This window comes from Paraciimarium castrense LEGE 11436, from assembly GCF_056633055.1.
Window position 1 is genome coordinate 81979 of sequence record NZ_JBSJOW010000006.1, and the last position, 13451, is coordinate 95429.

Below are 13451 nucleotides of genomic sequence, written 5' to 3' on the forward strand. Positions count from 1 at the left end.
TCGAGGTGTCTGGCGGGATTATGGGCGGGGGGCGCTGGCGGCCATCGGACCCGGCTCCAGCTCCGCCAGCGGCGGCACGGGCTGGTCATTGCGCCGGTAGAGCACCCGGTAGATCGGCAGGCCCCGGGCCAGCACGAAACTCTCCCGCTCGGTGGGCACCGGCAGCGGGTTGGTGGGGCGCCAGGGCCAGGGGTCGGCAGCGGGACGCGTGAAGCAGCCGCTCGCCTCGATCAGCGCCACCATCGGCAGCACCACCTGCTCCACATCGCTCTGGATGAACAGCTCGCGGCCTGGCAGCAGGGCGCTGGCCAGGGCGTGGAGCAGGGCGGGTTGCAGCACCCGTCGCTTGTGGTGCCGGTGCTTGAACCAGGGATCGGGAAACTGGATCGAGACGCGCTCCAACTGCCCCGGCTCCAGCCGGGCGAGCCAGGGCGCCAGGCTCACGTTGACATTGGCGTAGAGGATCCGGGCCTGGCCCAGCTGGCGGGCCTTGCGCTCGGCCTCGGCGGCCTCCACCAGGGGCAGGCGGATCTCCAGGCCCAGGTAGTTGCGCTGGGGTTCGGCCTCGGCCATGGCCAGCAGAAAGCGGCCCCGGCCACAGCCGATGTCGAGATGGATCGGCAGCGTGGACTGCTCGAACAGCTCCTCGGGCGGCGGCAGCGGGCGGAGAGCCTGGTGGTAGCTGCTGAGGGGGTTGACGTGCTGGCGCACCATCAGCCGCGTTTCTGCCCGCCGGCAGGGGGCAGGTCGAAGTCAGCACGGGGCACCACGAAACCCCAGCTGGCCGTGTAGCCATGCAGCTGGGTGCTGCCGGCGATCGGGCCGATCTCGCCGTTGCAGAAGGCCCCGGCCACCGGCAGGCTGCCGAAGGCCTCGCGGCACAGCGTCACATCGCCATCGGCCTCGCCGTAGAGCCCCTGGCCCCGGCCCAGGCAGGCGAACAGCAGGGTGGCCAGCGGCTGGGCCGGGCGGCCTTGCTGCAGTGCCAGCAACTGGCGCAGTTCCTGGCGTGAGGCGGTGGCATCCCGCAGCTGGAACTGCACCTGCTGGCCCACCCGCATCCGCTCCGCCACCGCCACGGCGCCGTTGCGGGGATCGACCCCGATCAGATTGCGCACCAGGAAGGCCGTCGGCTCCTTGTTCTCGCCGCTCTCGAGGCTGAAGCTGTTACGGCCCACACCGAGGAAGAGGGAGTGCTTCACCAGGTCCCGCTCCTGCGCTGAGAGGCCGATGAGGATGTCCTGCAGAGCGGCCACCGGGCTGTTGCGGCGGCTGTTCTGGCTCACTTCCAGCACCACGTTGCGCTCGGCCTGCTCCACCTCGAAGATCGGTCCGATCGGCCGGCAGCCCTGGGCCACCACTGGATCGAGCCCCCAGGCGCCCTTGATCAGGCAGCCCACCACCCCGCTGAGCACCTCATCGCCCAGCAGCAGCGAGCCGTGGCGGGCGCTGTGCTGGCCGGCGATGCCCCCCACTTTCACGGCTGCTGGACAGGCGTAGTCGAGGCCACTGATCAGGTCGTTGACGCTGGGGAAGGCCGGGTCGATCAGCAGCAGCATCGAGTGGGCCGTGCGGGGATCGGGATCCCCAAGCAGGGCCAGCCAGGGTTCGGCCGGCCCGTCCAGGTCAGGCAGGGCGTCGCCCTGGATCGCGAAGGGCTGCAGGCTTGCCCCCGGCAGCCGCAGCAGCATCACGCTGATGCCGGGCTCCTGCTCCAGCTCGCAGCTGAGTCCTTGCGCCGGGGTGCCCACCACCCCGCCGCCCAGGCAGCCAAGCCAGTGGCTCGCCTTGATGCGCTGCTGCAGCAGGGGCAGCAGCCGGGGCAGATCGCTGGCGTAACTCGCGGACACGAACACCAGGGCGAGATCGGCGGCGCCCGCCCCCCGCAGCTGCTGGCTGATCTCCTGAAGACTGCCGTCCAGGGAGGCTTCTCTGGACAGGGCTGTGCGGCACCACGGGGCGTTGGGGCCGGGCCCCTGACGCGGGATCAACCAACGGGGCAGTGAGAACGCAGCCATGGGCGGACCCTATCGCCAGCAGCACATGCGGATAATGGCGCCTTACCGAACCATGCCTGTGCCGGATTCGCTGTACCGATCCCTGGTGTGGCTGGACGTCCGCTTGGCGGTGCTGTTCACCGTGGGACTGCCGCTGGTGCTGCTGCTCTGGGCCACCCTGCGGCGGGAGCGGGCGCTGCTGCGGCTGCTGGGGATCTATTGGAAGGTTTCGAGCCTGCTGCTGATCGCGGTGCTGCTGCTCACCGACCGCCGCCCCGCCGGGCTGCTGCTGGCTCTGATCGGCCCTTTGCTGCTGGTGGTGAGCCTCTGGCTGTGGGTGGATCTGAATGAGGAGCTCGCCGACCTGCCCCCCTGGCGGCCGCTGCCGCTGACCCTGCGCATCTGGCGCTGGTCGATCACCTTCTGGGCGCCGCTCAGTGCCCTGTTCAGTGCCACGGCCCTGGGCTGCATGGCCCCCGAGCGGCTGGGAGACGCCCGCTGCCTGGCCTGGCTGCAGGCCCCCCAGGAGCTGCATCGCCATGGGGCCGCCGTGTTTGGCTTCGTGTTCGGGGGGCAGTGGACACCTGCGGTGGCGGCCTTCGTGGGCTATCTGGCCCTGGTGGGCTACGCCGTGGGCCTGCTGCAGTGGCTGCTGGTGCGCCTGCCGCGCCAGGGGAGGGTGGCCGGTGACTTCTGAGTTGCTGCCCCGCCTGGAAGAGCTCAGCCGCGGCCGGCCGGATCGGGTGCTGCGCCTGCGGGGCAGCCTGGAGGCCGACCCGCTGGAGCTGCTGATCTTCCGGGGGTTCTCCTGCAGCACCACCCACCCCACGGCCTTCGATCCCGACCAGCCCGTGCTGCCGGCCACCGCCAGCCTGGAGTCGGCAGAACTGCTCCAGGGTCCCCTGACCCCAGGTTCAGAAGTGGTGCTGGCCGGGCCGCTGCCCGCCAGCGCCTTTCTGGAGCCCCAGGCCTGGCTCTGAGACGCGCCGGCCCTGGGCCCGCTCAGCTCAGGGCGGTCACACAGCGGCCGCAGAGGCTGGGGTGGGCGCTGTGCTGGCCGATGTCCTGGGTGTAGTGCCAGCAGCGCTCGCACTTCTGGCCTTCGGCGCGGGCGATCCCCACGCTGATGCCCTGCTCCTGGGCCGCGGCCAGAACGGTGTCGAAGGGGCTGCCGCCGAGCTGCAGGGAGGACACCAGCAGCCAGTCGGCCAGGTTGTCCACCTCGGGGCAGGGGCTGGCCTCGAGCCAGGCGAGGGCCTGGTGCAGCGGCTCGGCCTCGCTGCCGAGCTCCAGGTGCACCCGGGCCTCCAGGGAAGCCCCCAGGGCGTCGGCGCCTCCCTGGGATTCGGGCCCCTTGCCGCCCTGTTTGCGGCAGTTCTCCAGCTGGCGGTTGACCAGGGCACGCAGGGCCAGGATCTGGTCCATGGGCTCCTCCAGGGCCGGCTGGCGCCAGCCGGCCGGCGCCGTGGGCCAGCCCCGCTCGAACACCGAGGTCTCCGCCACGGCATAGGGCAGGTTCTGCCAGATGTCTTCAGCCATGTGGCACAGCACCGGGGCGATCAGGCCGGCCAGCCGCTCCACCACCAGGCTCAGCACCGTCTGGCAACTGCGGCGCCGGAACGCCCCCGCCGCGCTCACGTAGAGCCGGTCCTTGGCGATGTCGAGGTACACGTTCGAGAGATCCACCACGCAGAAGTTCTGCAGGGCCTGGAAGAAGCGATAGAACTCGAAGCGCTCGAAATCGGCTGTCACCGCATCGATCAGTGAGGCCGTGCGCTGCAGCATCCAGCGATCCAGCAGGGGCAGCGCGTCGTAGGCCACCGCGTCGCCCCCGGCAGTGGCGGGCCGCGGGTCGAAATCGTGCAGGTTGCCCAGCAGATAGCGGGCCGTGTTGCGCACTTTGCGGTACACGTCGGCCAGTTGCTTGACGATGCCGGGGCCCAGGGGCACGTCGGCGGAGTAGTCCACCGAGCTCACCCACAGGCGCAGCACATCGGCGCCATAGGCCGGCTCCTGCTTTTCATTCCTGCCGCCCTCCACCAGCACGGTGGGATCCACCACGTTGCCCAGGGATTTGCTCATCTTGCGGCCCTTCTCATCGAGGGCGAAGCCGTGGGTGAGCACTCGTCGGTAGGGGGCCGTGCCGTTCACCGCCACGGAGGTGAGCAGGCTGCTCTGGAACCAGCCCCGGTGCTGGTCGCTGCCTTCCAGGTAGAGGTCAGCGGGATAGGTGAGCTCCGGGGCCCTGGCCTGGCTGCCGTCCAGGCCGCCCAGCACCCCGGCCCAGGAGGAGCCGGAATCGAACCACACGTCCATGGTGTCGGTGCCCTTGCGCCACTCGGCCGCTTCGGCGGCGTAGGCGGGCGGCAGCAGCTCGGCTTCACTGCGCTGCCACCACACGTCGGCGCCGTGTTCGGCGATCAGGGCCTCGATGTGCGCGAGGGTGTCGGCGTTGAGCAGCACGTCGCCCCGCTGGCGGTGGAAGAACACCGGAATCGGCACCCCCCAGGTGCGCTGGCGCGAGATGCACCAGTCGCCCCGCTCGCCCACCATCGCCTCGATCCGGTTGCGGCCGCTGGCGGGCAGCCACTCCACCGCGGCGATCGCCTCGAGGGCCTGGCTGCGGAAGCCCTCCACGGAGGCGAACCACTGTTCTGTGGCCCGGAAGATGGTGGGTTTCTTGGTGCGCCAGTCGTAGGGGTAGCGGTGCGCGTAGCGCTCCTGCTTGAGCAGCAGGCCGCTCTGCTCCAGGGCCGCCAGGATGGCGGGGTTGGCGTCCTTGAGCACGTTGGTGCCCGCGAACGGCCCCGCCTCGGCCGTGAGGGTGCCGGCCTCATCCACCGGACAGAGCACCGGCAGGCCGTACTTGCGGCCGGTGTTGAAGTCGTCCACGCCATGGCCCGGGGCCGTGTGCACCAGGCCGGTGCCGGCCTCGGTCGTGATGTAGTCGCCGCCGAGCAGCACCGGGCTGGTGCGCTCCAGCAGGGGATGGCGGTAGTGCACCCCCTCCAGCTCGGCACCCTTGAGCTGCAGCAGGGGCGTCAGGCCCAGGCCGAGGCTGGCCTCCAGCTGCTCCCGCAGGGCGCTGGCCACCACCAGGTGGCTGGCCCCAGGAGCAGGCCCGCTCGCCTCCCCGGGCGGCCGGCTCACCGTGCACACCGTGTAGTCCAGCCGGCCATTCACGGACACCGCCAGGTTGGCCGGCAGGGTCCAGGGGGTGGTGGTCCAGATCGCCACCGCCAGGCCGCCGGGGGCGGTGGCGGTCTCGGCGGCCAGCCCCGCCCCGCTCAGGTCCGCCGCCAGGGCGGGCGGCAGCGCCACCACCGGGAAGGCCACGTAGGCGCTCGGGGAGGTGTGGCCCTCGGGGTAGTCGAGTTCGGCTTCGGCCAGGGCGGTGCGGGAGCTGGGGCTCCAGTGCACCGGCTTCAGACCCCGGTAGATGTGGCCGGCCAGCACCATCTGGCCGAACACCCGGATCTGGGCCGCCTCATAGCTCTTCTGCAGGGTGAGGTAGGGCTGCTGCCAGTCGGCCCAGATGCCCCAGCGCTGGAAGCCGCGCTTCTGGCCCTCCACCTGCTCGAGGGCATAGGCATGGGCCTTCTCGCGCAGGCTCAGCGGCGTCAGGGCGGCTCGCTCGGTGCTGCTGAGCGCCTGCAGCACCTTCAGCTCGATCGGCAGGCCATGGCAGTCCCAGCCGGGGATGAAGCGCGCCCGACGGCCCTGCAGCAGGGCTGTCTTGTTGATGATGTCCTTGAGGATCTTGTTGAGGGCGTGGCCCACATGCAGGGCCCCGTTGGCGTAGGGGGGGCCATCGTGCAGGGTGAAGGTCTCGCCGGGGTTGCTGCGGCTGAGGCGCTCGTAGAGCTGGGTTTCGGCCCAGAACGCCTGGATCTGCGGCTCGCGCTGCTTGGCATTGGCCCGCATCGCAAACGCCGTCTGCAGCAGGTTGAGGGTGTCTTTGTAGGAGGCGGGCGCGGAGCTGGCGGTCACGGCGCCTCGGGCAACAAAGAGGGATTATCCCGTTTCGCCTGGAGGGAGCGGAGGGTCTGCGGGGGGGCGCGGGCTGGTCTGAGGGGCTTCTGGGGATTCGGCTGGGGCCGCGTCCGGGGGGCCTTCCAGCTCCTGCAGCAAGGCCTCGACGCCCTCGAGGGAGTCCACCACCACCACGGCAGCCGGGGGATCTGCTGCCTCGGTGGCAGGGGCGGGTTCAGCCCCGGCTGGTTCGGCTCCAGTGGGGGCCTCGGCGCGATCGGCCGGCGCCGAAGTTTCAGCGCCCTGAAGCACCTCCGGTGCGCCGTCAGACACAGGCTCGCTTGCCTCCACCGTCTCCGGTACCTGTGCCGTCGTTGTTTCCTGGGCCTCGGCCTCCTCATCCCTCTGCGCCGCCTCCGACTCCGGGAGCTCCGACTCCGGGAGTTCCGACTCCGGCAGCACTTCTTTCGTCACTGCTTCCCCAGCGGCCTCGACCGTTGCTGCGGCCCCGGAGGGCTCAAGGCGCACCCAGCGCTTGGTTGTCTGGCGAGGCTGTGTCCTCTGGCGCATCCAGCCCAGCAGGCCAGCTCCCAGGCCTCCGGCCAGCTCCAGCAGCCGGGCCAGGCTGGCGCCCAGTTCCGCCAGGCTCTTCTGCCAGCGCTCGGAGGACCACAGGCGCTGCTGCTCCCCAGGCGTCAGCTGGCGCCAGCGGGACTGTCCCACCTCCAGGCCCAGCCGACCCACCAGCAGTCCACCGCAGAGCACGGCCAGCATCGGCGCTCCCCTGAGCCGTTCGGCACTGGTGACCAGCACCAGGCCCAGCAGCAACACCACGCCGCCCCAGAGGGAGTCCCGGGGGCGGCTGAGCTCCGTGGCCAGCACCGGCAGCAGCAGCACGGTGAGCCCGAGCATCAGGGCCAGGGCTCCCCCCAGGGTCGCGAGCATGGCGTCGGGGCAAGGGTCCCCATTCTGAGCCGACTGCGGGCCAGGGGCTGATGGCCGGGGCCCGGTGCCAGTGCCTGGGGCGGCCTGGCTGAAGGCCTGGCACTGCAGGCTTGCTTACAGTTCCGCCACCTGCCCACCTGGCGGAATTTGGTAGACGCGCTGGGTTTAGGTTCCAGTGGCCTTGGTCGTGGGGGTTCAAGTCCCCCGGTGGGCATCAACCATTTCTTAAGTTGCAGGCCATCTGAATTGCTTCGCGGCCCGTCCCAGCCCATGACCCAGGCTCCCGCCGCAGAGCGCCACCTGGCTGTGGGCACGCTCGGTCGGTCACCGTCCAGCTCCGTTCCCCGGCAGTATCTCGATGCTCCGGCCGCCTGGAATCCCACTGTGGGACTCTTTCTGGGCGGTTTTGGCCTGGCGGGGCTGACGATCTGGGGCTGGTTCGTGGGGCAGTGGCCGCTTGGGGTGCTCTTGATCACGGGCTTTCTGGCCCTGCACCTGGAGGGCACCGTGATTCACGACGCCTGCCACAACGCGGCCCACCCCAGCCGCTTCTGGAATGCCGTGATGGGCCATGGGGCGGCCCTGCTGCTGGGCTTCAGCTTCCCGGTGTTCACCCGGGTGCATCTCCAGCACCACGCCCATGTGAATGACCCGAAGCATGATCCGGATCACATCGTCAGCACCTTCGGGCCGCTGTGGCTGATTGCGCCGCGCTTTTTCTACCACGAGTTGTTCTTCTTTCGCCGCCGCCTTTGGCGACGCTATGAGTTGCTGGAGTGGGGAATCGCTCGGGCCATCTTTTTTTCCATCGTGCTGGCAGGTGCCAAATATGGATTCTTGCCCTTCATCTTCAACTGCTGGTTCGCACCGGCGCTGATGGTGGGTGTCACCCTGGGCCTGTTCTTTGACTATCTGCCCCACAGGCCGTTCCAATCACGCAACCGTTGGCACAACGCTCGGGTGTACCCAGGCAGGCTGATGAACTGGCTGATCATGGGCCAGAACTATCATCTGATTCATCACCTCTGGCCCTCTATCCCCTGGTTTGAATACAAGCCTGCTTACCACGCCACCAAGCATATTCTGGATGCCAAGGGATCGCCCCAGCGCCTGGGATTGTTTGAGACCCGCTCTGACGGCCTCAACTTCCTCTATGACATCCTGCTGGGTGTGCGCAGCCACAGTAAGCGCCGCAGCAAGCTGCGCCCCCTGGCGGCCCTGATGCCCACGCGCCATGCCCGGCGGCGTGTGCTTGAGGTGCTGCACCGCACGGCTGTATCCCCTGTGCGTTGACCCAGGCTCGATCAGGTCGAAACCGCTACCCAGGTCGATGCCCACCCCGCCGTTCTGTTTGATGAACGTGCAGTACATCTCAGACCATGGTCCGGCACCGACAAGGCAGAGTGTGCCGCCAAGATCCTGGGGTAATTGGCTGTGGACGTTGCGAAGGAATTTCGGGCTCTTGAGGGGCCTCGTGCCCGCTCGTGTTGATGCGGAACGTCCCGCTTCGATCACTTCGAACTGTTTCTTGGGCCAGCGCTGCTGCAGCGGTTGCAGCAGCTCAACGCGATTGGTGATCAACAGCACTCGCTGGGCAGCTGAGATCAACGTGTCCAGCCCCTCCAGGATGCCGAGATAGAGGTGGGCAGAGGCGATGGTCTTCCCCTTAAGGCCAGAGCTGGCCGCCAGCTGCAGCATCGCATCGGCGGCCCTGCAGATGCCCATCGTGCCACGGGGATCGGCGTTGATCTGCTGTTCAACGGCATCACGCCCGAGCTGGCCCGGGCTTCGCGGCTCCGCTTGGGAAGAGCGGCCCCACCAGAAACCGCGCACACCCACAACATCTGCGCTGGCGATGGAGAGCTGCATCAACTCCCTGAGGCAGAGGAGCCAGAGATCATTGGCGTTGAAGCGATCAGCCTGGCTCTTGATGATGGCTCTGGCCATCAGGCGATCAAGCTGGGGAGTGCCTGGATAGCGCAGGTAGGTGAGCAGATTGGCTTCCCCATCGCCGATTCTCACCACGGAATAGGGAATCTGAGCCTCAAGAGCGGCCCGGATCATGGCCACGAGCTCGAGGGAGTCTGGTTCCCGCACCAGCGCGAGCCCATGGCGGTGATAGGCCTCGATCAGCTTCTCAGGAGGGAAGGCTGCCCGGTGGGCCACGACAAAGTCCGTGGCAATAGCGAGCTCCTCAGCCGGGATGGCGCTGATCATGGTTCCAAGGGTCGCTTACCCTATCGATCAGCCCGCCAGGATCTGGGGCACCCGGAAGAAATCGCCCTCCCGCTGAGGCGCCAGATCCAGCAGTTGCTCCCGCACAGGTGTGGGCGACACGGCATCGTCTCGGGTGACATTCACCACTTCCACGGCCCGGGTGGTGGCAGGAACCCCTTCGGTGTCGACGCTTTCCAGGTGGGCCACGTACTCGAGGATGCGCTCGAGCTGGGCGGTGTACGTGGTGATCTTGTTCTCCGGCAGGGCGAGCCTGGCCAGCTGGGCCACCTTGCGCACGTCATCCGTGGTGATCTGGCTCATGCGGCGATCCGCTCCGGCAGGGGTGCTGAGTGCTGAAACTAGCTGTCGGACGCCAGGAAGCGCTCCAGATCGGCACTGAGGGCGGTGGCCGCCAGATCGAGGAAGTGCTGGCCATGCTCTGGCTGAGCCAGGAATGGGTCGGAGCCCATGCGGCCATCGGGGTGGCGGCGGCGGAAGTCAGCAGGACCGTGGATCGGCCCGGCGGGGGCCGCCTCCGGCAGGGGCCGCTGCTTGCTCTGCAGGCTGGGCTCGAGGTGGAGTGTCAGGGCGATCTCACTCGGGGTGGCGTGGTGGCCCTCCCGATCGCCGTACAGCTCCCGCGCCTTCTGGAACACCGGCGCCGCCATGAACCAGTTGGCCATGCGGCAACGCAGCCGCTCCGCCCCGGGCAATCCCCGACTGGCCGCCGTGGCGTAGGCCTGGGCAAAGGCCGCCTTGCCGGTGGCGATGTTGCCGCCGTGGCCATTGACCACGAAGATCCGCTCGAAGCCATGGCCAGCCAGGGAGAGCACGATGTCGTGCAGCACAGCGATCAGGGTGCTGGGCTGGAGGCTCACCGTGCCGGCGAAACCCAGGTGGTGTTCAGCCATGCCGAAGGCCTGGGCCGGCGTCACCAGCACGCCGCTGCGACGGCCCACTTCCAGCGCGACGGCTTCAGCCGTGAGGGCATCGGTGCCGATGGCGCCGGTGGGGCCGTGCTGCTCGGTGGAGCCCAGCGGCACGATCACGCCCCTGCAGCGCTCCAGATAGGCCTCCACCTCAGGCCAGCTGCGCAATTGCAGGCGGATGGCCTCAACGCTGGCGGTGCCGCTGTCGGCGGCGGCGGGGGTGGCAGTGTCGGGGGTGGCAGTGGCTGGAGAGGTCACGGGCAAGGCTGAGCTGCGTTCATCCTGGCGGGGTCATGGTGAACAGCGGGATGACGGCATGCCCTGCCTAGAGTCCCGGTGCGCTGCGTCGCCGTGCCCATGCTGCACCGCAAGCTCTATCAGTTCTGTGCTGAAAAACGGCCCGTCTGGGTGTTTCTGCGCGATCAACAGCGCTGGATCGAGGAGGCCCTGATCACTGAGATCGAAGGCGATCTGGTGACCCTCCACTACGACGCCGAGGAGGACGACGAGACCCACAGCTGGGAAGAAAGCGTGCGGCTGGACTCGATCGGAGCCGTGAGCACACGCCTTTCGTACGTGAGTCGCAGCGGCATGGACGACCTTCCCACCGCTGAAGACTGCCCGGAGGCTGAACGGCTCAGCAGCTGATCTGAGCAGCTGATCAGAGCAGCTGATCAGTGGGCGGTGCCGTTGCCGTCATAGGCGTCGGTGTCGTAGTAGCCGCCCTTGGTGCCGAAGAACAGGGTGGAGAGGCAGAACAGGCCGCTGGTGAGCAGCAGCACGGTGCCCAGAGTGAAACCGGAGGAGTCCATGGCGAAGCGGCAGGAAAGCCCTGATGGTGCCACCAGTGTGCTCTCTGCCGCCTTCTTTGGCAGGCCTGCCGAGCAAGTGGCCCCGCAGCTGGTGGGCTGCTGGCTGGTCCGCCGGCTCGAGACCGGCGAGCACCTGCGCGGCCTGATCGTGGAAACGGAGGCCTACGCCCAGCAGGAGCCGGCCTGCCATGGGGCCCGCCGCCGCTCCCCCCAGAACGAAACCCTGTTCGGCGAGCCCGGCCGTTTTTACGTGTATCTCACCTACGGCATCCACCACTGCGTGAATCTGGTGACCGGCTGCCGCGATGAGGCCAGCGGCGTGCTGCTGCGGGCGGTGCAACTCCCCGATGAGCCGGCGCGGGTGGCGGCCGGTCCGGGGCTGCTGGCCAGGCGGTTCGGCATCGACCGCCGCCACGACGGCCTGCCGGCGCTGCCGGCCTCCGGCCTCTGGCTGGCACCGCGTCGGCTGCCGGCCGGGATGGATCCCCAGCTCACCCAGACCACGCGCATCGGCATCAGCCAGGCCCAGGAGCTGCCCTGGCGCTGGTACCTGCGCGCCAGCGCCTGCGTCAGCCGCCGCGCCCGCGGCGATCGCCTGGTCCGTCCGGGGGCAGGCCTCTAGGTTGAGAGTGTTTGCGCCTCCTTGGATTGGGCAGCTGGGGTCATCGCCATGTGATTGATCTGGCGACCTTTTCGCTGGCCGATCTGGCCATGGTGCTGGAGCTGGCGCAGCGCTTCCGGGTCATGCCGGTGAGCGGCGCCCGCAAGCTGCCGGCGCTGCAGGGGCGCCTGATGACCAGCCTGTTCTTTGAGCCGAGCACCCGCACCCGCAGCAGCTTTGAGCTGGCGGCCCGGCGCCTCTCCGCCGATGTGCAGAGCTTCTCGCCCTCGTCGAGCTCCCTGGCCAAGGGGGAGAGCCTGCTGGACACGGCCCGCACCTACGTGGCCATGGGGGCCGACGTGCTCGTGGTGCGGCATCGCTGCGCCGGCATTCCGCAAGTGCTGGCGGAGCACCTGGATCAAGCCGGCGAGCGGGTGGCGGTGCTCAATGCCGGCGATGGCCTGCACAGCCATCCCAGCCAGGCCCTGCTCGACCTCTTCACCCTGGCGCGCCACTTCGACCCCCTGGCCCCCACGCCGGAGAGCCTGCGGGGCCGGCGCATCGTGATCGTGGGGGATGTGCTCCATTCCCGTGTGGCCCGCTCCAACCTCTGGGCCCTCACCGCCTGTGGAGCCGAGGTGGTGCTGTGCGGCCCAGCCACCCTGTTGCCGGAGTGCTTCGCGGCCTTCGTGGCGGCTCCCCCTCCCGGTCAGGCCAGCGATCCGGTGCCACAGCGGGGCGGCGTGACGGTGCTGCGTGACCTCGATGCCGCCCTCGACGGTGCCGACGCCGTGATGACCCTGCGCCTGCAGAAGGAGCGCATGCGCAGCCACCTGCTGACCAGCCTGGACTCCTACCACCGCGCCTATGGCCTCAGCCACGAGCGCCTCAGGCGCTGCGGCCGTGCCGTGCCCGTGCTCCATCCCGGTCCGGTGAACCGCGGCGTGGAGCTGGCTTCAGCCCTGCTGGATGACCCCGCCGTGTGTGTGGTGGAGGAGCAGGTGCGCAACGGCATCCCGGTGCGGATGGCCCTGCTCTATCTGCTGGCGACCGAGGCCATGGCGGCCTAGGGCCTCACAACAGCTTGAATCCATCGAGCAGCAGGCCGTAGAGCAGGCCAAACCTGGCCATGTCCAACAGGTTGAGGCCGAGCTGTTGCTCGGCATGGCGCAGCAGGGGCCCCCGGGCGCGAATCGCCAGCTCGATCACCAGCACGCAGATCACGGCACCGATCGGATCGATCTGGGAGAGCTGACCGCTGATCGAGGCCACGACGCCGCCGATCGAAAAGCTCATCAGCAGCACGATCAGCTGCAGCGAGAGGCGCCGCCACGGATTGGTAGCCCAGCGCTGCAGCCGACCGCTGGCCTGGGCGATGGTCTGCTGGAAGCGGGTCTGCTGGAAGCGGGGCTGCTGCTGAAGGTTGGCCACGGACGGATCGGGGGAGTCAGCGGCAAGAGGTGGGCAGGACGGTTGAGCTGGCGATCCCCATCACCCGGCCCGGTCCTGCCTGCCATGGTCTACACCATCTCTGGAGGCTTGACAGCCCCTTGACGCTACTGATAGGGGATTCCAATAAAAAAGCCCGCGGCCTGAGGCCCGGGCGGGTGATGGGGACTCCGTTAAGAAAGCGATCGTTGCCGACCTGATCAAGGCGCCTGGGTCGTTTGACGGAGCGTCCATTGACACCCTTGACGCCAGGCCCAGGGCGGCTCAGGCCGGGACTCAGCTGTCGCTTTCCTTCTTGCGCGACGACTTACCCTCCAGCAATTCAAGCAGCGCCTCCATTTGCGCCATCACCCCACGCACTTCACCGGCTTCAGGCAGCAGCCCGTCCTCCATGACGCCCTGATGCATCTCGCGGAGCTCCTGGCGGATGTAGCGAAGGTGGCTCACCACCTGTTCGCGCTTCGACTGCGACATGGATGGGCAGAAACTGTCACGTCTCTTTTACAACATCGCCGGTTTCGTATGGATC

Annotated in this window: 15 protein-coding genes and 1 tRNA gene; 7 read left to right on the plus strand and 9 right to left on the minus strand. The window is 68.6% G+C overall.

The annotated features are described in order from the left end of the window. Window positions 1-18 precede the first annotated feature (18 nt). Window positions 19-711, minus strand: a complete 693-nt coding sequence (trmB, locus tag ACWJIO_RS10245; RefSeq protein WP_480313380.1) for a tRNA (guanosine(46)-N7)-methyltransferase TrmB — start codon at window positions 709-711, stop codon at window positions 19-21. Between the two features lie 2 nt (window positions 712-713). Continuing rightward, window positions 714-2018: an FIST signal transduction protein gene (locus ACWJIO_RS10250; protein ID WP_480313260.1), complete on the minus strand. Its 1305-nt coding sequence runs from the start codon at window positions 2016-2018 to the stop codon at window positions 714-716. Window positions 2019-2076: 58 nt separating this feature from the next. Between ACWJIO_RS10250 and ACWJIO_RS10255 the strand changes: the two genes are divergently transcribed. Further along, window positions 2077-2694, plus strand: coding sequence for a DUF3177 family protein (locus ACWJIO_RS10255; protein ID WP_480313261.1), 618 nt, complete (start codon window positions 2077-2079; stop codon window positions 2692-2694). Beyond that, on the plus strand, window positions 2684-2977 hold the full coding sequence (locus ACWJIO_RS10260) for a DUF7734 family protein (RefSeq protein ID WP_480313262.1): 294 nt from the start codon (window positions 2684-2686) through the stop codon (window positions 2975-2977). The genes ACWJIO_RS10255 and ACWJIO_RS10260 overlap by 11 nt, the downstream gene beginning before the upstream one ends. Window positions 2978-2999: 22 nt before the next feature. Here the strand turns inward: ACWJIO_RS10260 and ileS are convergent, their stop codons facing one another. Together ileS and ACWJIO_RS10270 are read right to left on the minus strand one after the other, a co-directional pair. Continuing rightward, entirely contained in the window at window positions 3000-5921 is a 2922-nt protein-coding gene (ileS, locus tag ACWJIO_RS10265) for an isoleucine--tRNA ligase (protein WP_480313381.1), read from the minus strand. A 90-nt stretch (window positions 5922-6011) separates the two neighbouring features. Continuing rightward, window positions 6012-6914 (minus strand): Ycf66 family protein, encoded by a 903-nt coding sequence (locus tag ACWJIO_RS10270; protein WP_480313263.1) that lies wholly within the window; start codon window positions 6912-6914, stop codon window positions 6012-6014. A 131-nt stretch (window positions 6915-7045) separates the two neighbouring features. Between ACWJIO_RS10270 and ACWJIO_RS10275 the strand changes: the two genes are divergently transcribed. Beyond that, window positions 7046-7128: transfer RNA gene (locus tag ACWJIO_RS10275), tRNA-Leu, on the plus strand. A 56-nt stretch (window positions 7129-7184) separates the two neighbouring features. Next, window positions 7185-8207 (plus strand): beta-carotene hydroxylase, encoded by a 1023-nt coding sequence (crtR, locus tag ACWJIO_RS10280; RefSeq protein ID WP_480313264.1) that lies wholly within the window; start codon window positions 7185-7187, stop codon window positions 8205-8207. Window positions 8208-9158: 951 nt separating this feature from the next. Here crtR and gatC read toward each other — a convergent pair. Both gatC and ACWJIO_RS10290 read right to left on the minus strand, forming a co-directional pair. Continuing rightward, the gene (gatC, locus tag ACWJIO_RS10285; protein WP_480313265.1) at window positions 9159-9452 is read right to left on the minus strand and encodes an Asp-tRNA(Asn)/Glu-tRNA(Gln) amidotransferase subunit GatC; all 294 of its coding nucleotides are present in this window, start codon (window positions 9450-9452) and stop codon (window positions 9159-9161) included. Between the two features lie 38 nt (window positions 9453-9490). Further along, on the minus strand, window positions 9491-10240 hold the full coding sequence (locus ACWJIO_RS10290) for a creatininase family protein (RefSeq protein ID WP_480313382.1): 750 nt from the start codon (window positions 10238-10240) through the stop codon (window positions 9491-9493). Between the two features lie 177 nt (window positions 10241-10417). Between ACWJIO_RS10290 and ACWJIO_RS10295 the strand changes: the two genes are divergently transcribed. Continuing rightward, window positions 10418-10708: a DUF6679 family protein gene (locus tag ACWJIO_RS10295; RefSeq protein WP_480313383.1), complete on the plus strand. Its 291-nt coding sequence runs from the start codon at window positions 10418-10420 to the stop codon at window positions 10706-10708. A 26-nt stretch (window positions 10709-10734) separates the two neighbouring features. Here the strand turns inward: ACWJIO_RS10295 and ACWJIO_RS10300 are convergent, their stop codons facing one another. Then, window positions 10735-10872: a hypothetical protein gene (locus tag ACWJIO_RS10300; protein WP_480313266.1), complete on the minus strand. Its 138-nt coding sequence runs from the start codon at window positions 10870-10872 to the stop codon at window positions 10735-10737. Between ACWJIO_RS10300 and ACWJIO_RS10305 the strand changes: the two genes are divergently transcribed. Continuing rightward, on the plus strand, window positions 10871-11494 hold the full coding sequence (locus ACWJIO_RS10305; RefSeq protein WP_480313267.1) for a DNA-3-methyladenine glycosylase: 624 nt from the start codon (window positions 10871-10873) through the stop codon (window positions 11492-11494). The genes ACWJIO_RS10300 and ACWJIO_RS10305 overlap by 2 nt on opposite strands. A 26-nt stretch (window positions 11495-11520) precedes the next feature. Then, window positions 11521-12543 (plus strand): aspartate carbamoyltransferase catalytic subunit, encoded by a 1023-nt coding sequence (locus ACWJIO_RS10310; protein ID WP_480313268.1) that lies wholly within the window; start codon window positions 11521-11523, stop codon window positions 12541-12543. A gap of 4 nt (window positions 12544-12547) precedes the next feature. On the opposite strand, the gene ACWJIO_RS10315 is transcribed toward ACWJIO_RS10310, so the two are convergent. Then, on the minus strand, window positions 12548-12904 hold the full coding sequence (locus ACWJIO_RS10315) for a DUF565 domain-containing protein (RefSeq protein WP_480313269.1): 357 nt from the start codon (window positions 12902-12904) through the stop codon (window positions 12548-12550). A gap of 294 nt (window positions 12905-13198) precedes the next feature. Beyond that, window positions 13199-13396: a hypothetical protein gene (locus ACWJIO_RS10320; RefSeq protein ID WP_186697351.1), complete on the minus strand. Its 198-nt coding sequence runs from the start codon at window positions 13394-13396 to the stop codon at window positions 13199-13201. Between the last annotated feature and the right edge of the window lie 55 nt (window positions 13397-13451).